The sequence below is a fragment of the Acidovorax sp. genome (genome assembly GCF_046339755.1).
Taxonomy (GTDB): domain Bacteria; phylum Pseudomonadota; class Gammaproteobacteria; order Burkholderiales; family Burkholderiaceae_C; genus Acidovorax.
The window spans coordinates 91,282-112,446 of record NZ_JBKDTZ010000241.1; the positions used below are offsets into that span (position 1 = coordinate 91,282).

The 21,165-nt window shown below is 69.6% G+C and carries 17 protein-coding genes and 4 pseudogenes; 7 read left to right on the forward strand and 14 right to left on the reverse strand.

Going from position 1 to position 21,165, the window contains the following annotated elements:
* Window positions 1-187 precede the first annotated feature (187 nt).
* The 8 genes and pseudogenes from ACK59X_RS21110 to ACK59X_RS21145 form a co-directional block, all read right to left on the reverse strand.
* Window positions 188-796: pseudogene (locus ACK59X_RS21110) on the reverse strand (TetR/AcrR family transcriptional regulator); the annotation flags it as partial.
* 111 nt (window positions 797-907) lie between these two features.
* Window positions 908-1,366 carry a GNAT family N-acetyltransferase gene (locus ACK59X_RS21115; RefSeq protein ID WP_409960362.1) on the reverse strand — a complete coding sequence of 153 codons (459 nt, stop codon included), beginning with the start codon at window positions 1,364-1,366 and terminating at the stop codon, window positions 908-910.
* An 83-nt stretch (window positions 1,367-1,449) separates the two neighbouring features.
* Window positions 1,450-1,668 (reverse strand): annotated as a pseudogene (locus tag ACK59X_RS21120) (LysE family translocator); the annotation flags it as partial.
* Window positions 1,669-1,765: 97 nt separating this feature from the next.
* Window positions 1,766-2,230 (reverse strand): SRPBCC family protein, encoded by a 465-nt coding sequence (locus ACK59X_RS21125; RefSeq protein ID WP_409960344.1) that lies wholly within the window; start codon window positions 2,228-2,230, stop codon window positions 1,766-1,768.
* Between the two features lie 95 nt (window positions 2,231-2,325).
* Entirely contained in the window at window positions 2,326-2,667 is a 342-nt protein-coding gene (locus tag ACK59X_RS21130; protein WP_409960345.1) for a DUF6176 family protein, read from the reverse strand.
* Between the two features lie 103 nt (window positions 2,668-2,770).
* Window positions 2,771-3,748, reverse strand: coding sequence for a Bug family tripartite tricarboxylate transporter substrate binding protein (locus ACK59X_RS21135; RefSeq protein WP_409960363.1), 978 nt, complete (start codon window positions 3,746-3,748; stop codon window positions 2,771-2,773).
* Window positions 3,749-3,799: 51 nt separating this feature from the next.
* The gene (locus tag ACK59X_RS21140; protein ID WP_409960346.1) at window positions 3,800-4,831 is read right to left on the reverse strand and encodes a TraB/GumN family protein; all 1,032 of its coding nucleotides are present in this window, start codon (window positions 4,829-4,831) and stop codon (window positions 3,800-3,802) included.
* Window positions 4,831-5,838: a fumarylacetoacetate hydrolase family protein gene (locus ACK59X_RS21145; protein WP_409960347.1), complete on the reverse strand. Its 1,008-nt coding sequence runs from the start codon at window positions 5,836-5,838 to the stop codon at window positions 4,831-4,833. The genes ACK59X_RS21140 and ACK59X_RS21145 overlap by 1 nt, the downstream gene beginning before the upstream one ends.
* Window positions 5,839-5,956: 118 nt before the next feature.
* Between ACK59X_RS21145 and ACK59X_RS21150 the strand changes: the two genes are divergently transcribed.
* From ACK59X_RS21150 to ACK59X_RS21160, 3 genes are all read left to right on the forward strand, one after another.
* Entirely contained in the window at window positions 5,957-6,739 is a 783-nt protein-coding gene (locus ACK59X_RS21150; protein ID WP_409960348.1) for an IclR family transcriptional regulator, read from the forward strand.
* Window positions 6,740-6,758: 19 nt separating this feature from the next.
* Window positions 6,759-7,916, forward strand: coding sequence for a DUF3108 domain-containing protein (locus ACK59X_RS21155; protein ID WP_409960349.1), 1,158 nt, complete (start codon window positions 6,759-6,761; stop codon window positions 7,914-7,916).
* A 224-nt stretch (window positions 7,917-8,140) separates the two neighbouring features.
* Window positions 8,141-8,437 carry a DUF3567 domain-containing protein gene (locus tag ACK59X_RS21160; RefSeq protein WP_409960350.1) on the forward strand — a complete coding sequence of 99 codons (297 nt, stop codon included), beginning with the start codon at window positions 8,141-8,143 and terminating at the stop codon, window positions 8,435-8,437.
* A gap of 18 nt (window positions 8,438-8,455) precedes the next feature.
* On the opposite strand, the gene ACK59X_RS21165 is transcribed toward ACK59X_RS21160, so the two are convergent.
* Both ACK59X_RS21165 and ACK59X_RS21170 read right to left on the reverse strand, forming a co-directional pair.
* Window positions 8,456-9,523: an AbrB family transcriptional regulator gene (locus tag ACK59X_RS21165; protein WP_409960351.1), complete on the reverse strand. Its 1,068-nt coding sequence runs from the start codon at window positions 9,521-9,523 to the stop codon at window positions 8,456-8,458.
* Window positions 9,524-9,624: 101 nt separating this feature from the next.
* Window positions 9,625-11,142 carry a PLP-dependent aminotransferase family protein gene (locus ACK59X_RS21170; RefSeq protein ID WP_409960364.1) on the reverse strand — a complete coding sequence of 506 codons (1,518 nt, stop codon included), beginning with the start codon at window positions 11,140-11,142 and terminating at the stop codon, window positions 9,625-9,627.
* Between the two features lie 115 nt (window positions 11,143-11,257).
* On the opposite strand from ACK59X_RS21170, the pseudogene ACK59X_RS21175 reads away from it, so the two are divergent.
* Window positions 11,258-11,959 (forward strand): annotated as a pseudogene (locus ACK59X_RS21175) (GNAT family N-acetyltransferase); the annotation flags it as partial.
* 40 nt (window positions 11,960-11,999) lie between these two features.
* Here ACK59X_RS21175 and ACK59X_RS21180 read toward each other — a convergent pair.
* Genes ACK59X_RS21180 through ACK59X_RS21190 form a run of 3 tightly spaced genes read right to left on the reverse strand, consistent with a single transcriptional unit; the run spans window position 12,000 to window position 16,843 of the window.
* Window positions 12,000-12,563: a hemerythrin domain-containing protein gene (locus ACK59X_RS21180; RefSeq protein ID WP_409960365.1), complete on the reverse strand. Its 564-nt coding sequence runs from the start codon at window positions 12,561-12,563 to the stop codon at window positions 12,000-12,002.
* Window positions 12,559-13,224, reverse strand: a complete 666-nt coding sequence (locus ACK59X_RS21185; protein WP_409960352.1) for a nitroreductase family protein — start codon at window positions 13,222-13,224, stop codon at window positions 12,559-12,561. Before ACK59X_RS21185 ends, ACK59X_RS21180 begins: the two co-directional genes overlap by 5 nt.
* Before the next feature lie 49 nt (window positions 13,225-13,273).
* Complete coding sequence (locus ACK59X_RS21190; protein ID WP_409960353.1) at window positions 13,274-16,843, reverse strand: LAGLIDADG family homing endonuclease; 3,570 nt, start codon at window positions 16,841-16,843, stop codon at window positions 13,274-13,276.
* A 173-nt stretch (window positions 16,844-17,016) separates the two neighbouring features.
* Here ACK59X_RS21190 and ACK59X_RS21195 point away from each other — a divergent pair, with 173 nt between their 5' ends.
* Window positions 17,017-17,868, forward strand: a complete 852-nt coding sequence (locus ACK59X_RS21195) for a ChaN family lipoprotein (RefSeq protein WP_409960354.1) — start codon at window positions 17,017-17,019, stop codon at window positions 17,866-17,868.
* Window positions 17,869-17,880: 12 nt separating this feature from the next.
* Here ACK59X_RS21195 and ACK59X_RS21200 read toward each other — a convergent pair whose 3' ends face one another.
* Window positions 17,881-19,866 carry a putative bifunctional diguanylate cyclase/phosphodiesterase gene (locus ACK59X_RS21200; protein WP_409960355.1) on the reverse strand — a complete coding sequence of 662 codons (1,986 nt, stop codon included), beginning with the start codon at window positions 19,864-19,866 and terminating at the stop codon, window positions 17,881-17,883.
* A gap of 52 nt (window positions 19,867-19,918) precedes the next feature.
* On the opposite strand from ACK59X_RS21200, the gene purU reads away from it, so the two are divergent.
* Window positions 19,919-20,770 carry a formyltetrahydrofolate deformylase gene (gene purU / locus ACK59X_RS21205; protein WP_409960356.1) on the forward strand — a complete coding sequence of 284 codons (852 nt, stop codon included), beginning with the start codon at window positions 19,919-19,921 and terminating at the stop codon, window positions 20,768-20,770.
* A gap of 8 nt (window positions 20,771-20,778) precedes the next feature.
* Window positions 20,779-21,136: pseudogene (locus ACK59X_RS21210) on the forward strand (LysR family transcriptional regulator); the annotation flags it as partial.
* Window positions 21,137-21,165: the final 29 nt, after the last annotated feature.

The window sequence follows — 21,165 nt, forward strand, 5'->3', positions numbered from 1 at the left end:
TGAAGTAGACCGGTCGGCTAGTTTGGCAAAGGGGCGGGGCTGGGACTGGAAATATCCGCGTTCAGGCAGGCTGGCGGGACGCCTTGCCTTTGCCCGTGGCGGCGCGCGAAGCCCCCTGGCTTTTCTGTGCACGCGGGGCCTTCGGCGTGGCGGATTCCGATTCAGCGCCTGGCCCGGCATCTGCCCCGCCCAGCAAAGCTTTCGTGGCCTGCAGCGCATGCGCGAACGACGAGCCATCGCGCCGCAACTTTGCCATCAGGCTGTCACCCAGCAACATCTCGTAGAGCGTGAGCGCCAGGGCCTCAGGGTCGGTGGCGGCCGGCACCGAGCCGTCCTGAACCGCCTCGCGCAGGCAGCGTGCGAGCCGCGCCACGATCTGCGTGGTCCCGTCGCGCAAGGCGACGCGCATGGTGTCCGACATGTCAGCCACCTCGGCGCTGAGCTTGACCACCAGGCATTTGCTGCCCTGACCCGCACCGGCATCGCAGGCCGGACCGTCCGCCCCGCACTGGGACACATTCCAGTGCTGCCAGTAGCGCATCAGCCGTGCGCGGGCAGGCTGGCCATCGGCTGCCAGCATCTGCTCCAGGTGCGCCAGGTAGCCTTCCAGGTAGCTGGCCAGCAGGGCCTCGCCAAAGCGCTCCTTGGAGCTGAAGTAATGGTAGAAAGAGCCCTTGGGCACGCCGGCCGCCGCCAGGATCTCGGCCAGCCCTACGCCCACAAAGCCCTTGGTGGCAATGAGGCGCTCGCCACATTGCAGGATGTGGGTGCGGGTGGATGCTTGGTCGCTGGTCACGGCTCTATTCTGCGCCCATTAGACCGGTCGTCTAGAAACCGGCAGGTACGACCCTGCCGGGGCCAGTGTCTTTGCGCAGCCATTTGGGGCCCTACCACGGGCGGCTTGCCGCTACCGCGTGCGGTGCATCAACAACGCCAGTCCATCCGGCGTCCTGATTTCCCCCACCGGCCGAAAGCCTGCATGGACGTAGCAGCGGATGGCACGCGCATTGTCCGGGCTCGGATCCGTTTGTACCAGGGTCACAACCGTGTCGGCCAGCAGTTGCGCGGTGAAGGCGCGCACCATGGCACGGCCTATGCCCCGGTTCAATTGTTCTCCGTGGGCCAGGAACTGGTCGATGCCGCGCACGCCAGGGTCAGTGACGTCTTCCCACCAGCCATCGCCCGAACCCATGGCCACATAGGACTGGATGAAGCCGACGGGCGCCCCGTCGAACGAGGCGATGTAGGCCAGCGTAGCACCCGGGGAACGCTGGTCAGCCACATAGTCTGCATGCAGTTGGTCCATGGACTCCGCCGGACCCCACCACTGCGCGACATGGGGCCGCAGCAGCCAGCCATGCAGCATCGGCAGGTCCTGCACGCGCACCAGTTCAAACCGGAACTCGGATGCGCCAGGCAACGGCGCAGTTCCTCCCGTCACACCGGGCGACGGGCCACCAAGGCCCAGACACCGGCCGCGCCCAGCAGCGAGCCCCCTGACACGGCGAGCGCCGTCGAGTCACCGAGCGCCACGGCCGCGACCAGCGGCACGTTGGCGCGGCGTCCGTGGGCCATGGAATAGCTGATCACCGTGAGGATGGTGGGACAGGGAATGATGAGCAACACCGCACAGGCGGCGACGAAGGCGAACCAGATTTCGAGGGACATGGGTTGGCTCCTTGGGACGCATGCCCCATCACGGGCCGCGCAAAGCGCAAGTATGTCAAAAGCCCGCCGCCCGCCTGGACGGCAGGCCAGCGGCTGCTCAGTACCCAGCCGGGATGTCGGGCTCAACCAACTGGAGCAGCAGCGTCAACGACTCCTGCCAGCCCAGGTAGCACGACTCCGCAGGGATCACGGCGGGGATGCCTTCCTGCACCACGCTCATCTCGGTGCCGCAGGACACCGGGGTCAGCGTGACCGTGGTGGTCATCTCGCCGGGCAGGTTGGCATCGTCGAAGCGGGCGTTGTAGCGCAGGCGCTCGCCCGGCACCAGTTCCAGGTAGGTGCCGCCGAACGAATGGCTGCCACCCGCTCCGTGGTTGGTGAAGGACATGCGGTATGCGCCGCCCACACGGGCATCGAGCGCGTGCACCTCGGCCGTGAAGCCGTGCGGCGGCAGCCACTTGACCAGGGCCTGCGGCGTGAGGAAAGCGCGGTAGATGCGGTCGGGCGTGGAACGGATGACGCGGTGGAGGCGGACGGTGCCGGTGGTGGTAGCAGTGCTCATGGTGGAATGCCTGTGAAGAAGCAGAGGACGGCCCTCTGTGGACTACGACGTGCGACCATGGCCCAGATCGACACCGAGCACTCCAGGGTAATCCCTTATTTTTCGGAATCGGTGCGCGAAAGGTCTACCAGCAGGTCCAGCAGCCGCACGGCCTTCCAGGTCTCGCGCTTGAATGCACGGTGGTAGGCATCGATGGCGGCGGTGGAGCGCTCGGCAACAGCCTGGGCCGCCGCCTGCGAGCGCGAACGCATGTAGTAGACGAGATAGTCCCCCTCGGCGCCGGAGTCGAGAAAAACCGACTCCACCGCCACCCCCTCGGCGGCCAGGGTGGCCAGGGCTTCCTCCCCGTGGGTGCGCAGGTGCTCCGCCCATTCGCGCACCCGGGGCAGGGAGCCGGGTTCCAGCTGGATGCGGGCGCAGACGACTTCTTCGGGCATGGGTGCAACAGGCGGGCGCCATGAAAAAAGGGCCACTATCGCCGCTGCGCCCGGCGATGGCAACCCTTGGGGACTCGGGGCAGAGAGCCCCTGTGGAAACCGGTCAGTCGAGTTTTACGCCTGCCGCCTTGATGATCTCGCCCCAACGCTTGGACTCGGCGCGAGCCATGGCGCGGAACTGCTCGGGCGTGCCGGGCAGCGGCTCCATGCCGAAATCGGTCATGCGCTTGAGCACCGCGGGGTTGGCCAGCGCCTTGTTGAGGTCGCCGTTCAGACGCGCGGTGATGGCGGCAGGCAGGCCGGCGGGACCGAGGATGCCCTGGAAGGCATAGACCTCGGTGTTGGGCACGCCGGCCTCGGCCAGGGTGGGCACGTCGGGCAGTGCCGAGACGCGCTTGGCCGAGCCGATGGCCAGGGCGCGCACCTTGCCGCTGGTGATGACGGGCAGGCCGGCGGCCAGGTCCAGGAACATGCACGGCACTTGGCCGCCCATCACGTCCTGCAGCGCGGGGGCCGCTCCCCGGTAGGGGATGTGCGTGAGGAAGGTCTTGGTGCGGTTCTTGAACATCTCCATCGCCAAGTGGTGCGGCGAGCCGTTGCCCGGCGAGGCGTAGTTGAGCTTGCCGGGGTTGGCGCGCGCGTAGGCCAGGAATTCCTTGAGCGTCTTGGCCTCGAAGGACGGGTGCACCACCAGCGCCAGCGGAAAGCGGCTGATGCCACCCACGTAGGTAAAGTCCTTCTCGGGGTTGAAGGGGAGCTTGGTGAACAGGTGCTCGTTGAAGGCCAGCACGGCGTTGTCGGCCGACATGAAGGTGTTGCCGTCCGGTTTGGCCGTGGCCACCATCTGCGCGCCGATGTTGGTGGCCGCGCCAGGGCGGTTGTCCACCACGATCTGCTGGCCCAGGGTCTGGCGCATGGCCTCGGCCACGGTGCGCGCCAGCACGTCGGTGCCGCCGCCGGCCGGGTAGGGAACGACCCAGCGCAACGGCTGGTCGGGCCAGGCGGACTGGGCCTGCGCCCAGGGGGCGGCGGCGGACGCGCCGGCAGCGGCCAGGGCGGAAAGAACGGTACGGCGTTGCAAGGTCATGGTGGTTGTTTCCGTGATGATGAAAAAATTCGAATGGAACCAGGGTCAGCGCGGGACCTTGGCCGGCGGGCCCTGGCGCACACTTGGCGGCGCGTGCGGCACGCGCGTGACGCGAAAGCCCTTGGCAGCCATCAAGGCGGGCAGGCCCTCGGCGCCCACCATGTGCAGCACGCCCACGGCAGCGAACACCGCGTGGCCGGCCGCGTGCTGGGCGGCGATGCCATCGGCCAGGGCCGGGTTGCGCCCTTCGACGATGCGCGCGTAATCAGCGCGGTCTTCGGCGGTCTTGAGGCAGTCGCACCAGTTGCCATAGTCGCGCAGGGTGTCGAGCTGGCCCTCGGCCCAGGCGCGCGTGAGCGTGGCGATGATCTTGCGGGCCTGGCCGCCTTCGAGCTGGCGCAGGCCCTCTTCCAGCGTGCGGGCGACCTTGGCGGGGTCGTCCGACACCAGCAGCGCGATCTGCGCCTCGGCAGACTCCAGCGAGACGACCTTCTTGTCCATGGCGCGTGCCAGGCCCGCCAGGAACAGGTCGATGCCATAGGCCGGGTCGATGCCCACGCTGCGCGCAGCCAGGCCGACCAGCGATACCAGCTGGATCTCGGGCCGCAGGCGCACCAGGGTGGCATCGGCGCACAGGGCCTCGCGCTGTGCCCGCAGACGCCGGGCCAGCGCCTCGGGCAGCGGCGGGGCGTTCGGGGCCGGCAGCACGGCAGTGGCCAGTGCGCCGGCGACCGCCGGGTCCATCAGGTCGACTTCCAGCGCAATGCGGTCGGCCCGGCGCAGGGCTTCGCGCACCGCGGGGCCGGGCAGCACCCAGCCGCGCTCGGCCGCGTGGATGGTGCCGTAGAGCCAGCTGGTACGGCCGTCCTTCTCGATGCGCCAGAGCAGGCCGCGGTCGCGGTCGTCACGGCGGGCCGCCTCGGCATCGGCAGGGCCGATGGGGGTGGCGGCGGGCGGGCAGACGGGGCCGGTGTCTGCCTTGCCCTGTGCGTGCGCAGCCAGCGCCGGGACGGCAAGCGCCAAGCCCGCCAAGCCTGCGCGCAGCGGTCGCCCCAGGCCGCGCAGGCGCAAGAGCATCAGCTCGGCTCCACGATGGCCTGGTCGATGGCGCCGAAAATGCTCGCGCCGTCCTTGCCCTTGACCTCGATGCGGATGGTGTCGCCGAACTTCATGAACTCGGTGCTGGGCTTGCCGTCCTGGATGGTCTCGATGCAGCGCTTTTCGGCGATGCAGCTGTAGCCCTTGGGCCACTCGGTGCGGCCGTTCTGCTCCACGCCCTTGTTGCTCACGGTGCCGCTACCGATGATGGAGCCGGCGCGCACGTTGCGCGTTTTGGCCACATGGGCGATGAGCTGGCCGAAGTGAAAAGTCATCTCGGGGCCGGCATCGCACATGCCGACCTTGCGGCCGTTCCAGGTGGACTGCACCACCAGGTCCAGGCGGCCGTGGTTCCAGGCGTCGCCCAGTTCGTCGAGCGTCACGGCCACGGGGCCGAAGGCGGTGGCCGGCTTGCTCTGGAAGAAGCCGAAGCCCTTGGCCAGCTCGGCCGGGATCAGGTTGCGCAGGCTCACGTCGTTCACGATGGTGACCAGGCGGATGCCGTCCAGCGCCTGCTCGGGCGTGGCGCCCATCTTCACGTCGCCGGTGATGACGGCGATCTCGGCCTCGAAGTCGATGCCCATGGCTTCGCTGGGCACCACCACGTCATCGCAGGGGCCGATGAAGTCGTCGCTGCCGCCCTGGTACATCAGCGGGTCGGAGTAGAAGCTCTCGGGCACCTCGGCATTGCGCGCCTTGCGCACCAGCTCCACGTGGTTGAGGTAGGCCGAGCCATCGGCCCACTGGTAGGCCCGTGGCAACGGGGCCATGCACTGGGCCGGGTCGAACGGGAAGGCATGGCGCGCGCGGCCGGCGTTGAGCTGGTCGTACAGGTCCTGCAGCTGGGGCGACAGGAAGCCCCAGTCGTCCAGCACCTGCTGCAGCTTGCTGGCGATGCCGGTCGCATAATGGGCCGTGCCCAGGTCACGCGAGACGACGACCCGTTGGCCGTCGCGCGAGCCGTCTTTGTAGGTAGCAAGTTTCATGGTTTGGAGCCTCGGGTCTCTGGAACAGCGGTGCTGCCGACGCTACGGTACACGCCGGACATGAATTACGCTTGGGTAAATTGATTTAACTAAACAAAACCAGAGAATTTTAGTGCACATGGACAAAGAACGTGCAGGTATCCAGTCCGTGGAGGTCGGTTTTGCGCTGCTGGAGGGCCTCACGCGCGCCCGCGGACCGCTGATGCTCAAGGACCTGGCCGCATCGGCCGGCATGAGCGCTGCCAAGGCCCACCGTTACCTCGTGAGCTTCCAGCGCCTGGAACTGGTCACGCAGGACAGCCGCACCGCACGCTACGACCTGGGGCCCGCAGCGCTCAAGCTCGGGCTGGCGTCGCTGGCCCGGCTCGACGCGGTGCGCCTGGCGCGCGAGCGCATGCCCGCGCTGATGGAACACATACACCACACGCTGGCGCTGGCCGTCTGGGGCAACCATGGGCCGACCATCGTGCACTGGGAAGAGTCCTCCCAGGCCGTCACGGCCAATCTGCGCCTGGGCGATGTGATGCCACTGCTGTCCTCGGCCACGGGCCGCTGCTTTGCCGCCTACATGGCGCCCGACCTCGTGGCGCCCCTGCTCAAGGAAGAAATGGCGCGCGCCGCCAAGAACCGGCGCGCCGACCTGCCCACCACCATGGCCGAGGTGCAGGCCCTGCTGGCCGAGGTGCGCGAGCGCGGCGTGGCGCGCGTGGTGGACACGCTGCTGCCCGGCATCGTGGCCTTCTGCGCGCCGGTGTTCGATGCCGATGGCCATCTGGAGTTGGGCATCACCACGCTGGGCTCCGTCGCCACCTTCGACCCCGAATGGGGCGGCGCCATCGATGCCCCGCTGCGCGCCGCCGCGGCCCAGCTGTCACGCGACCTGGGCGCAGGCTGCGCATGACCGCAGGGCAGCCCCGCTGATGCCCCGGCGCGCGCTGATCGCCCTGACCGCGCTGGTGCTGGCGCTGCACTGGCTGCTGCTGCGCGGTGTGCCCCTGGTGTGGGACAGCCCGGCTGCCCCTACAGGCCAGGTATTCAGCACGCGCACCATTGCAGCGGCACCCGCACCCGTGGTCGCCCCCTTGCCACCACCAGCGGCCACCCCGGCCCCGCCGCCCGCTGCGCCGGCACCTGTGCCACGCAAGAGAACGCCACGCCCCCTGCCGGTTGCCGAAGCGCCCCCGCCCGCCGAGCTGCCAACGGCATCGCCGGAGCCCGTGGCGCCCCCCGAGCCGGCCACGGAAGCAGCAGTTGCGCCCGCAGTGGCCGAAACCACGGCACCACCTGAACCCGCAGCCTCCGCTGCCGTGGCGGCCGCATCCGCACCGGCCGCTCCTGCATCCACCCCGGCGGAGGTGGTGAACCCCACAGCCGCCGGCATCGACATCGCCCCGCCCGGCAGCGGCACCGGCCAGCAGGCCAGCGCCGCCGCGCCGCCGGTGCAGATCCCGGCCCCCGTGCGCCTGACCTACGAGGTCAAGGGCCAGGCCAAGAAGTTCGACTACACGGCGCGGGCCGAGCTGCTTTGGCAGCACGATGGCAGCCGCTACGAGGCGCGCCAGGAAGTGAGCGCCTTTCTCATCGGTTCGCGCAGCCAGCGCAGTACCGGCCTGGTGAGCGCCCAGGGGCTGCAACCCGAGCGCTTCGGGGACCGCTCGCGCAGCGAGCAGGCCGCGCATTTCGACTATGCGCAGGGCCGCGTGACCTTCAGCGCCAACACGCCACAGGCCGCCATCGGCCCCGGCGCGCAAGACCGGCTGAGCATGTTCATCCAGCTGGCGGCCATGCTGTCGGCCGACCCGGCCCGCTACACGCCGGGCACGCAGATCACGCTGACCACCGTGAGCGCGCGCAATGCCGACCGCTGGACCTTCAGCGTCGAAGCCCCCGAGACGCTGAACCTGCCCGTGGGCGCCATGCCCACCCTGAAGCTGCTGCGCCTGCCGCGGCGCGACTACGACCAGAAAGCCGAGCTGTGGCTGGCGCCCGGCCTCAACTACCTGCCCGTGCGCATCAAGCTCACCCAGTCCAACGGCGACTTCGCCGACCTGCTGCTGCGCGGTAGCGACAAACCCTGACCCTGCGTGGGCCCAGGCGCCGACGTGCACCGCCTGGTCGGCGGATGCGTTGTAGGAGAGCGTGCCGACAGGTGTTGTGTTCTTTCCACCGCCGGTGAAATACCCCTGTGGCGCCGCCGATGCGCACAATTCGTGAAATACTGTTACCACGCAGAGCCAGCCCACAAGCCTTGAACTCTGCCGACCCGCTGTCATCTGACATTCAAATCGACAAAGGGAACACGATGCACATGCTCTACGACTCCGAATCCTTTGTGGTGGTCCATATGCTGCCCGACGCAAGGGAGTCTGCCGCCCAGGCACTCAACGACACGGCACCGCCCAAGCCCCAGCTCGCACGCCACGGCTTCGAGATCGTGGACAAGCGCTCGGGCAAGGAGGTCTACCTGGATGGCTCGTGGGCAGAGATGTTCCAGCAGCAGATCCTGGCCTGGCAGCGCGACACCCCCACGCAGGAAGAGGTGGAAGACGCCCTGGACCGCTATGCGGGCCTGGCGCAGAACCCGGTCGTGGTCCACTGACCTGCGGCCGGTGGCGGATCACCTTGCGGGGTAGATCCGCCGGAACAGCGGTTCCACCAGGATCAGCACGGCAATCAGCCGGCAGACCTGGAAGGCCGTGACCACGGGCACGCCCAGCTGCAGCACCTTGGCGGTGATCGCCATCTCGGTGATGCCTCCCGGCGAGGTGCCCAGCAGCAGCGTGACCCAGGGCAGGCCCGTGCCCCAGGCCAGCAGGCCCGCGAACAGCGCGCAGATGCCCATGAGCCCGAAGGTGCCCAGCGCCACGCTGGCCAGCCAGCGCGGTGCCGTGCGCAGGAAGTCGGCCCTGAAGCGCACGCCCAGGCTGACCCCGATGACCAGTTGCGCCGCGTTGGACAGCCACTGCGGCACGGCAGAGAAGCTGATGCCCGCCATGGCGAAGCCCATGGACACCACCAGCGCACCCATGAACCAGGGGTTGGCACGGCCCAGTTTGTCCATCGCCAGCGCCCCTGCCCCGGTAAGCACGGCCATGAGCGCCAGGCCCGGCCAGTCCACCACGCGCGTGGCGGGGGGCAGGGTATCGATGCCGTGCAAGCCGCTGTACTGCAGCGCGAACGGGATGGTGATGGTCACGATCAGAAGGCGCAGGCTGTGGCTGGCGGCCACGAGGTCGGTGCGCGCGTTCTCGCGCTCGGCCAGCAGGGTCATCTCCGATGCCGCGCCGATGGCGCCCGAGAAATAGCTGGTGGCGCGCATCATGCTGGCGGGCACGCCGTGCATGCGCGGCGCATGCACGCGGTACAGCCAGGCTCCGAAGAGCCAGCCCAGCACCAGCGCCCAGACAATGCCCAGCGCAATGGCCCACCACAGGCTGGCCACCAGCACCATGACCTGGGGCGTGAAATACAGGCCCAGGGCCGCGCCGATGGTCCACTGCCCCCCATTGCGCAGCGGCCCCCAGCTCTCGGTGGGTGCGCCGGCGATGGACAGCAGCGAGGTGGCCAGCAACGGCCCGATCATCCAGGGCAGCGGGGTCTTGAGGGCGACGCAGGCGGTCGCCGCGGCCCAGGCCACGGCCAGAGTGAGCACCACACGGGTGGCGAATTGGAAATAAGTACGCATACGATGGGCGGGGACCCGCGAGTATCGCCTGTCGGCATGGCATGCCCGTGCGCCCGGCAATCGCCCCGTGGCATGGCAGGCATCGCGGCTGGTGCAGGCCTTCAGCCGCTGTAGGTGGCTTTTGCCAGCAGTGACAGCCGTCCGATCAAGGGCTTGAACAGCTCCACGGGCGTGTTGCCATAGCCCATCACCAGGCCGTTGTCCTCGGGCTGCGGTGCCATGGCGAACGCGGACAGGGCCGAGGGCGCCATGCCGTGGTCGCGCGCTGCCGCCGCGATGGCCTGGTCCGGGTAGGCGGGCGGCAGGCGCACCGTGAGGTGCATGCCGCAATGCCCGCCTTCGATGGCGTGCGGCACCTGCAGATGCTGCTCCAGTGCGCTGCGCAATCGCTGCTGGCGCTCACGGTACAGTCGGCGCATGCGCCCCAGGTGGCGGCTGAACTGGCCGCTGTCGATGAAGTCCGCCAACGCCAGCTGGGTGTGCCGCTGGCCGCCGCGCAGCATCTCGGCCAGCGGCTCGCGCACGGCGGCCATCACCGCCGCGGGCAGCACCAGGAAGCCCAGGCGCAGCGAAGGGAACATGGTCTTGCTGAACGTGCCCACATAGAGCACGGGCGCATCGTCCACCAGGCCCTGCATGGCGCCAATGGGCTCGCCCGCGTGGCGGAACTCGCTGTCGTAGTCGTCCTCGATGATCCAGGCACCATGCCGCCGGGCCTGCGCCATCAGCGCCAGGCGCCGTGCCACCGACAGCACCGCACCGCCCGGGTACTGGTGCGATGGCGAGGTGTAGACCAGGCGCGGCGTGCGCTTGCTCCAGTCAGTCTCCTGCACAGCCAGGCCCAGCGCATCCACCCGCACCGGCAGTGTCCGCAGGTCGCCCGCATGCATGGCCGACTTGGCGCCCCGGTAGCCCGGGTCCTCCACCCAGGCGGTGTCGCCGGGGTTGGTGAGCAGCCGCACGCACAGCACCAGGGCCTCCTGTGCGCCCTCGGTGACGACTACCTGCTGCGGCATGCAACGTACGCCACGCGCCAAGGCCAGGTGACGCGCTATGGCGGTGCGCAGGGTCATTTCTCCCAGGGGGGCGCCATAGCCCAGCGCCCCGCTGCCGCCCTCATGCACGGCACGGTCCAGGGCGCGGCGCCAGGCGGCGACTGGAAACTGGGACAGCGCAGGCGTGCCTGGACTGAGTGCTTGCACCGCTCCCGGCCGTGCCACCACCGGACGGATGCGCTCCAGACGGGCCGCCATGGCTGCGGTGGGGGATACTACAGCCAAAGGCACTGCGGGCTGCGGGCTTGCGGCGGCAGACAGGGCGGCCACGCGCGTGCCCTGTCGGTCCGACTGCACATAGCCCTCGGCCAGCAGGTGCTCGTACGCCGCCGTGACCGTGTTGCGCGAGATGCCCAGCTCCTCGGCCAGTGCCCGCGAGCCCGGCAGCGGGCTGCCCGCTGCAAGCCGCCCCTGCAGGATGGCTTGGCGCAGCCGCTGGAACAGCTGGCGGCGCAGCGGCGCGGCCTGCGGGCCATGGTCGAGTGCGCTGCCGAGCAGGCGCGGGACCGCGTCGATGGCGGTGGCTACGCCGTCCGAGGGTGGGGCAAGGGAGGCCTGGAGCATGCTGTGGGTCATGTCGTGGCACCTGAAAATAAACAAATCCTGGCACTTTCCACAAGGCCACGACAAGTTTACCGTGCAGGCTCCAACCGCTTCGCTCCCGATGACTTCTTTTTCCATGCCATCCACCCTGAACGAACACCAGCAACCCGTCGGCTCCTCCCTGCCCGGCTGGAGCCCCCGCCAGCGGCCCGCACGCGACACCATCGAAGGGCGTTTTTGCCGCCTGGAACCGTTGGACGCCGCGCGCCATGCAGCCCAGTTGCATTCCGCCTATGTGAAGGCCTCCGACGGCCGGGACTGGACCTATATGGCGGTCGGCCCGTTTGCCGATGAGGCCAGCTACCGCGCCCATTGCGAGCAGGCGGCCGCCAGCACCGACCCGCAGCACTACGCGGTGATCGACCAGCGTACGGACAAGGCCGTAGGCACGCTGTCGCTGATGCGCATCGACCCAGCCAACGGTGTGGTCGAGGTCGGGCATGTGATGTTTTCGCCCCAGCTCAAGCGCACGCCCATCTCCACCGAAGCGCAGTACCTGTTGATGAAATACGTGTTTGCCGACCTGGGCTACCGGCGCTACGAGTGGAAGTGCGACAGCTTGAACGGTCCCTCGCGCCAGGCCGCCGCACGCCTGGGCTTCAGCTTCGAAGGCGTCTTCCGCCAGGCCATCGTCTACAAGGGCCGCAACCGCGACACGGCCTGGTTCTCCATCGTCGACAGCGAATGGCCCACACTCAAGGCCGGCTTCGAGCGCTGGCTGTCTCCGGGCAACTTCACGGCCGATGGCGCGCAGCGCGCATCGCTCGCCGAACTGCGCGGCACGGCCACGCCTGCCGTCGCCGCCTGAAGGCGGCTATTCACCGCTGCTGGCGCCGAGCCGCCATCTCGCGCCCCATGGGCACCAGGGCAGTTGGAGGAAGCAGCGCCTGCACCGCCGGGTAGGCGATGCCCTCCTCGTCCTCGATGTGCTGGATATATCGCTGGGCAAAACGGTCCAGCACCGGATCGTCCAGGGGGCCGAAGGCATGGGTCCGCCCCTCGGCCAGCGCCAGCAGCGGCTGCCGCGCGACGGCCCAGTCGTCCACCATGGCCGCATGGTCCTGCAGCAGGCGCTGCACCATCGCGGCGGTCTCGGCCGGACCCTGCGCGAGCAGCGGCGGGAACACATGCAGCTCCTCGTCCTGGTGGTGCAGCGGCGCGGCCACATCGAAATAGCGCAGCACGTCCAGCGCGGCCTGGCGGGCCGGCCCGTCGGCCCCCACGTTCTTCACGTGCTCGCGCAGGCGCTGCAGCAGGTCCAGCGTGCGCTGCACGCGCTCATGGCAGGCCTCCAGCATGGCAAAGGGCTCCTCGAAGCCCACGGCCGGGGTGTTGAACCCGGGCAAGCCGGTCGGTCGCGTGGCCACGCCGGTGGCCTCAATGGTGACCCAGGGGCCGCACGCGCCCGTCCGCCCCGAGCGTGCCCACATAGGTGCGCGCCGCGGGCCGCACGCGCACCGCCGTCTTGCGCGCCTGCACGGTGCCCATGCCCAGGAAACACAGCGCCTGCTCGCTGTCGCGCAGGCCGAAGAGCGCACGCAGTTGCGGCGCCTGCAGTTCCTCGCCACCCGAGAGCATGGTGCCATAGCCCTGGGCCGCCGCCATAAGCAGCATGTTCTGCAGCGCGCAGCCCGCCGACACCAGGCGCGCGGACAGGCCCATGCCGCAGGCCTCGTCCGGCCCGGCATCCACCACGGCGAGCAGCAGGGCGGGGGCCTCCAGGGCCTTGCCCTGCGCAAGGTTCGGCTGCCCGGGGGCCGGAGGCAGCGCCTGCGCGCACACGCCGGCCACGGCGGCGCGGGCCGCATCGGGCACCAGGACCAGGCGCCAGGGCAGCGCCTGACCCGGATCGGGCACGTGCGCCGCGGCGTCCAGGATGGCCGCCAGCTCCGCCGGGCCGGGCCCTGGCGCAAACAGCCGCCCGGGCTGCACATGGCGCCGGGCCCGCAGCAGCGCCCAGGCACTGGAGGCATCGGGCTGCGCGGCCGCAGCCCCTCGTCCGCGCGGGCCGGCAGGCTGCAGCGGCCAGGGGATGACGGTCATGGCCGGCCCTCCCCGGGCAGGCGGCAGGCGCAGGGCGCACAGCGCGCAGTCATCCGCACGCCCCCGTGTGCCCGCACTGCGTGCAGTAGTCGCAGCCATCCTTGCGGATCACGGCATGCGCTCCGCATTCCACGCACTTCTTGCCCGCCATGGCCTGCGGCACGGCCACGGGCGGCGCTGCCGGCTCATCCAGCGGCAGCAGTTGCTGCACCGGGTCGGCCACACGGCGCGCCAGAATGTTCTGGATGGCATAGGCCATGGCCGCCACTTCGGAGTCGTGCCACATCGGCACCTGCGTGCCATCTTCCCGGCGGTGCGTGCCCAGGCGCACCGGGCCGCGGTCCCAGGCCACCTTGCGCATGTCGCTGAGCGCGCGCTCCAGGAAGCCGCCGCGCGCCGCCAGCGACAGCATGCGCATGCTGGAGGTGATCCACTGCTGCGACTCACCGCTCTGCCCCACGGGCATGAAGAACTCGATGGCCCGGTCCACCGTGGCATTGCCCACGCCCGTGGGCACGGGCAGGAAGGAGACCAGCAGGTACAGGGTCTTGCGGCCCTCCTGCGTCCAGTACTCGACCTTCTCGGCCACGGCCGAGAGGCCGCCCTTGGGCCGGCTCTCGATCACGGTGCGCATCGGGTCCACGGGCGGTGCCGCCGGGGCGGGCGCAGGCGCCGGGGCGCTGTGCGTTTCGAGCACCGATCCCAGGATGGTGTTGGGCCGGTAGGTCGCCAGGCCCTTGAGCCGCGCGCGCCAGGCCTGCAGGTACAGGTCCTTGAAGCCTTCGTACGGGTAGTCGGCCGGAATGTTCACGGTCTTGGAGATGGCCGTGTCCACACAGGGCTGCACGGCCTCCATCATCGCGATGTGGCCCTCGGCCGGCATCTCCAGGGCCGAGACGAAGTACTCGGGCAACTGGTGCACGTTGCCGCCCAACTCGCGGTACAGGCGCCAGGCATGGTCTTCCACCGCGTACTCGCTGGTGCTCCCGTCGGCCTCGCGCTTCCTGCGCTTGTAGGTCCATGAGAACGGCGGCTCGATGCCGTTGGAGGCGTTGTCGGCAAAGGCCAGGCTCACCGTGCCCGTGGGCGCGATGGACAGCAGGTGGCTGTTGCGGATGCCATGCGTGCGAATGGCGTCCTGGATCGGTTCGGGCAGGCGGCTCGCGAACGTGCCGGCCGACAAGTAGGGCCCGGCCTCGAACTTCGGAAACGCACCCTTCTCGCGCGCCAGGTCCACCGAGGCCAGGTAGGCGGCATCGCGCATGGCCGAGGCAATGCGCACCGCCATCTCGCGCCCCTCGGGCAGGTCGTAGCGCAGGCACAGCATGGCCAGCGTATTGCCCATGCCCGTGAAGCCCACGCCGATGCGCCGCTTGGCCATGGCCTCGTCGCGCTGCTGCGGCAACGGCCAGAAGGTCACGTCGAGCACGTTGTCGAGTGCCCGCACCTGCAATGCAACCGTCTGCGCGAAGGCCTCGAAATCGAACGCAGCCACCCCGCCAAAGCCGAAGGGGTTGCGCACGAAGCGCGTGAGGATGATGGGGCCCAGGTCGCAGCAGCCGTAGGAGGGCAGCGGCTGCTCGCCGCAGTTGTGCGCCACGATGCCGTTGGCGTCGAAGGCGTGCACGTCGGCCACGGTCACGTCGCAGACATCCTCCACGCCATCGTCCACCAGCGCCTGCACGGTGGCCGTGAAGCGCTCACGGTCCAGCTCGCGGCGGTAGCCCGCCAGGGTTGTGTCGAGTCGCTGGGCCTTGTCCGTATCCGCAAAGCCGATGGCTTCGGCGAACAAGGCGATGTTGTCGCCGCAGAGCACCAACTCGTGCTGGGCCCGTGTGCCATACAGCCGCAGGCCGCCCTTGCCGTCGGGCATGGGGCGCTCGGCCGCAGCGCGCCAGTCGCGGTGGAGGGTGGAGGCCATGCCCAGGCGCAGCAGCATGCGCTGCACGGTCTGCAACAGTGCTTCATCGCTCTGCGCAAGCCTCACGCTCACGCCCTTGTCCTGGCTGTCCTGCACCGATCCATCGGCATCGAATAGGCCGCGCAGCAGGCCGCGTGCGAAGTCCGACGACTGCCGCTCCATGGCGGGCGTGATGGTCTGGCGGCCCGGTGCCATGCCCAGGCCGAACGCCAGGTCGCGCAGCGCAGCGCTGGCCATGCGCGCCTCGCCCCGACCCGCCACGGGCCGCTGGAAGCCGCCTAAATCGGCGCGGTGCGCCAGAGTAGCTGCGGCAGCCTCGGCTGCCTGCACGATGCCCGCGGCACCTGTGGCGGCATAGGCCACCGCGCCCTGCCCCACGGCCTTGAGCTCGGGGGTCCAGACCGAGAGCACGACCTTGTCGGCCTTGAGCGTGCCGTCGCCGATGAGCAGGCCCAGCAGGTAGCCCTCGGCCTCGCTGCCGGCGCCGGCCCAGCCCTGCAGGGCCCGGTGATCGTGCAGCACGATCTCGTCGCCGGGCGAGAGCTGCGCCGCCTCGGTCCACTCGACCTCCAGGCAGTAGCGCGTCTTGCGCGCCACGCGGCGCACGCGGTGCTCGGCCGTGAGGCGCAGCGCGTGGCCTTCGCGGGTCTGCAGGCGCAGCACAGGGCGCGTGCCGGTCTGGAAGAAGCCCTGGCTTTCCACCCGGTAGGCGCGCCCGTCGACCACAGCATGGAAGGGCTGGCCGACCAGCTCGGCCACCTGGCGCGGCCCCTCGGCGGTCAGCACCCAGGTATCGGCCGTCACGCAGGGGTTGGTGGCCGCGATGTCTTCGCAGTAGTGCAGGTTGTTGTCCTCGTTGATGTGGTCGAGGAACAGGATGCCCGGCTCGGCGAAATCGTAGGCCGACTGCATGATGGTGTCCCACAGCGTGCGCGCCGGCACCGTGGCATAGACCCACTGGCCATCCGCACGCTGGTGGGCGCCCTGGTCGATCAGCGGCTGGCCGGGGCGGGCCCGGTGCACCAGCTCCCAGGGACTGTCGCTCTCCACCGCCTGGATGAAGGCGTCGGGCACGCCGACCGAGACATTGAAGTTGTTCCAGCGCCCAGGCGTGCGCTTGGCCGTGATGAATTCCTGCACATCGGGGTGGTCGATGCGCAGCACGCCCATCTGCGCACCGCGCCGCGCGCCAGCGCTTTCCACCGTGGAGCAGGACTGGTCGAACACGTTCATGTAGCTGCACGGCCCTGAGGCCGTCGACGCCGTGCCCACCACGCGCGCGCCCTTGGGGCGGATGCGCGAGAAGTCGTAGCCCACGCCGCCGCCGCGGCGCATGGTCTCGGCCGCTTCGCGCAAGGCCTCGTAGATGCCCGGGTAGCCGCCCTCGTCCACGCCTTGGATGCAGTCACCCACGGGCTGCACGAAGCAGTTGATCAACGTGGCCTGGATGTCGGTGCCTGCCGCGCTCATGATGCGCCCGGCACCGATGGCGCCGGCTTGCAGGTTGCCGAGGAACAGCGCTTCGTACTTGTCGCGCAGGGCCGGGGCCTCGACCGAGGCCAGGGCGCGGGCCACGCGCCGGTAAAGATCGTCGGCGCTGGTCTCGCCGTTCTTGAGGTATTTCTCGCGCAGGACGTCGAGGCTGATGGCTTGCATGGAGGTGGCGCCGGTCAAAGCACTAGATGTTTCGCGTTTCATGGCTGAAGGTCCTTGCGCTCCATCAAACAAGACAGGGTTCCCCGCACGCTGCAACCGGGTGGCCGGGGCGAAGGCAGCACCATACATCGGCCCTATAGCCACACTGCCACCGTGGCCTCAGTCCCCAGTGGCTGCTCCAAGAGATCGGCCCTCAGGGCCGTTAGCATTGCGATATGAGAATCATTACATCTTCGGCCATCTCCTTGGCCCGCCGGGCCCTGCCCCTGGTAGCAGCGCTGGCGCTCGCCGGCTGCGCGCACCAGCCTTCCGAAGTGGCCCCCGCCTGGCCCGCCCGCCTGCAGCAGGTGCTGCCTGCGGACGTGCTGCTGCTGGGCGAGCAGCACGATGCCGCCGAGCACCAGCGCCTGCAGCGCGAGGCCGTGCAATGGCTGGCTGCGCGCGGCATGCTCGCCGCTGTCGTGATGGAGATGGCCGAGCAGGGCGGCAGCACCGCCGGCCTGCCGACGGATGCCACCGAGGCCCAGGCCCAGGCCGCCCTGAACTGGCAGGACAAGGCATGGCCCTGGGCGAAATACGGACCGGTGGTGATGGCTGCCGTGGGCGCGGGGACGCCGGTGCTGGACGGCAACCTGCCGCGCAGCCAGATGCGCGCCACCATGGGCCAGGCGCAGTGGGATGCGCACCTGCCCGCCCCGGCGCTGCAACGCCAGTACACGGAGATCCGCGACGGCCACTGCGGCCTGCTCCCCGAATCGCAGATCGCGCCCATGGCGCGCATCCAGATCGCACGCGACGCCAGCATGGCGCAGGTGGCCACGTCCGCCCTGCAGCCCGGCAAGACGGTACTGCTCATTGCCGGGGCCGGCCATGTCTGGCGCAGCCTGGGTGTACCCACGCACCTGGGCAGCGGCGTGAAGGCCCAGGTCGTGGTGGCGCAGGCCGGCGGCGAGGCCGACGCCACGCACGCCGATGCCGACCTGCTGGCCCCTACGCCCGCGCTGCCGCCGCGCGATGCCTGCGCCGAGCTGCGCGAGCAGTGGAAGGCCGCACCGCGCAAGCCCTGAGACGCCCGCGGATCAACCGCCCTCAGCCCCCCTGGGCTGCGCGTTCTTCAGCAGCACCTCGAAGTCCTGCGCCCGCAGCGGCCGGCTGCACAGGTAGCCCTGGTAGTGGTTGCAGCCGCGCTCGCGCAAGTAAGCGAGCTGCTCGGGCGTCTCCACCCCTTCGGCCAGCACCGCCAGGCCCATGCTGTGGCCCATGGCGATGATGGCGGCGCTGATGGCCATGTCGTCGGCGCTTTGCGGAATGTCGCGGATGAAACCCTGGTCGATCTTGAGCACGTCGATGGGAAAGCGCTTGAGCTGGGCCAGCGACGAATAACCCGTGCCGAAATCGTCCACCGCGATGCGCACACCCAGGCCGCGCAGGCCCAACAGCACCTGCAGGGCCTCTTCGGCGCGCTCGGCCAGGGCCGATTCGGTGATCTCCAGCTCCAGCAGCGCGGCCGGAAAGCCTGCATCGGCCAGCGACGCCGCCGTGCAGCCGGCCCCATCGGTCAGGTGGAACTGGCGCGGCGAGACGTTGACGGCCAGCGTCAGCTCGGGCAGGCCGGCTTCGCGCCACTGCTGGCCCTGGCGGCAGACCTCGCGCAGCACCCACTCGCCCAGGGGGCCAATGACGCCCGAGGTCTCGGCCACGGGGATGAAGCGCGCCGGGGAGATCAAGCCCTCCTCCGGGTCGTTCCAGCGCACGAGCGCTTCGGCGCCCAGGATACGGCCGCTGGCGATGTCCACCTGCGGCTGGTAGTACACCTCCATATGGCCCTGGGCCAGTGCCAGGCGCAAGCGCGATTCCAGCGCCAGGCGCTCGCGCGCGGCCTGGGTCATGGTCTCGTGGAAGAAGCACCAGGCCCCGCGCCCGCGCGCCTTGGCGCCGTGGACGGCCGCATGCGCCCCCTGCTGCAGGCCCTCCACCGTGTCCGCGTGGGTCGGGAACATGCAGATGCCCACGCTGGCGCCGGCCACCACCTCCAGCCCGTCGGGCGAGCGCCAGGGTTCGGCCACGGCGGCGATCAACTGGCGCGCCACGGCGGCCGCGCCCTCGGAGTTGCGCATGTGGCGCGCCACCACGGCCAGCTCATCGCCCGCCATGCGCCCCAGCAGGTCGCCAGGGCGCAGGGCCGACTGCACCTTCTTCGCGATGTGCTGCAGCACCTGGTCGCCGGTGGCGTGGCCATAGCTGTCGTTCACGTCCTTGAAGCGGTCCAGGTTGATCAGCAGCACTGCCAGGTGCTCGCCGCTCAGCCGCGCCTCGCCCACGGCCTCGGACAGCTCGGCACCGAAACGCAGGCGGTTGGACAGCCCCGTGAGCGCATCGTTGTGCGCCAGGAACTCCAGGCGCTGCTGCTGCGCCTTTTCTGCGGAGATGTCGGAGAACATGCACACGTAGTGCGTCACCGTACCCGCCGGGTCGCGCACGGCGCTCAGCGACATGTGCTCGGGGAAGACCTCGCCGTTCTTGCGCCGGTTCCAGATCTCGCCCTGCCAATGGCCGGTGCCGTGGATGGACGCCCACATCGCGTCGTAGAAGGCCTTGTCGTGGCGGCCCGACTTGAAGACGCGCGGGTTCTGGCCCAGCAGCTCCGTCTCGGTATAGCCCAGCAGGCGCGTGAAGGCCGCGTTGACCGAAAGGATGCGGCCCTGCGCATCGGTCACCACCACGCCCTCGCCGGTGTTGTCCACCACCGTGCTGGCCAGGCGCTGGCGCTCCTCGCTGGTGGCCAGGGCCGTGCGTACGGCGGCGATGTCGCCCAGGTCCTGGTGCATGCGCATGCGCGCGCCCTCGGCCCGGTGGGCGCGGTGCGCCAGCCACCAGGCCAGCGCCCCCGTCAGCAGCACGTAGAGCCAACCCTTCCAGGTCTGGTAGCGGGCCAGTTCGCCCGGGTCCGTGACCCAGCGGGCCAGCAGCAGATCGCCCACGAACACCCACACCACACCCAGCACCAGGTACAGCGCCGCCACGCACCAGGGAACCAACGACCGCGGGCCACCAGACTCTTGCATGAAATCCTTCTTCCAAACCTGCCCCGGGCCTTGCTGCGACAATGGCGCAGCTATGACGACCCAAGCCTACATCCTCACCCTGTCCTGCCCCGACCGCCTGGGGCTGGTGCACGCTGTCTCCGGCTTCCTGCTGGAGCACGGCGGCAACATCGAAGAAGCCGCACAGTACAACGACCACGCCACCGGCCTGTTCTTCATGCGCGTGCAGTTCGCCTGCGACCAGCACGACCATGCCACGCTGCGCGAGCGCCTCGCGGCCTTCGCCGAACCCAACCAGATGCGCTGGAGCCTGCACGCCACGGCCCAGCCCGTCAAGACCGTGCTCATGGTCAGCAAGGAAGGCCACTGCCTCAACGACCTGCTGTTCCGCTGGAAATCCGGCCTGCTGCCCGTGGACATCCGCGCCATCATCAGCAACCACCGCGACTTCTACCAACTGGCCGCCAGCTACAACGTGCCCTTTCACCACATCCCGGTGACGGCCGCCACCAAGGCGCAGGCCGAGGCCAAGCAGTACGAGATCATCGAGGCCGAAGGGGCAGAACTAGTGGTGCTGGCGCGCTACATGCAGGTGCTGTCGGACGACCTGTGCAAAAAGCTCGCCGGCCGCGCGATCAACATCCACCACAGCTTCCTGCCCAGTTTCAAGGGCGCCAAGCCCTACTACCAGGCGCATGACCGGGGCGTGAAGCTCATCGGCGCCACGGCCCACTACGTCACCGCCGACCTCGACGAAGGCCCGATTATCGAGCAGGACGTGGCCCGCGCCGACCACACCGACACGGTGGAAGACCTCACGGCCCGCGGCCGCGACACCGAAAGCCAGGTGCTGGCCCGTGCCGTGAAGTGGCACAGCGAGCACCGCGTGCTGCTCAACGGGCACAAGACGGTCATCTTCCGCTGAGGAGCCCGATGGCCACGGCCGCCCCTTCCTCTTCGTTCCTCAGCAGCGCGGCCAGGCGCATCCCGCCCATCCAGTGCCTGCTGACCTTCGAGGCACTGGCGCGCCTGCGCAGCGTGACGCAATCGGCCGACGAGCTGTGCGTCACGCCCAGTGCGGTGAGCCACCGCGTCAAGCAGCTCGAACAGATCCTGGGTGTGCGGCTGTTCGGCCGTGCCGACTTCTCGCTGACCACCGAGGGCAGCGAGTACCTGGCCCATGCGCGCGAAGGTCGGCGTCACGGCCAGCTTGAGCCGGCGCCGGCCGGGGGCTGCTGTCGCGCCCGGAAAGCGCTGCAGCGCCCCCAGCCCTTCGCGCACATGGGCCAGGTAGGCGCTGCCCTCGGTGGTCAGCGAGAA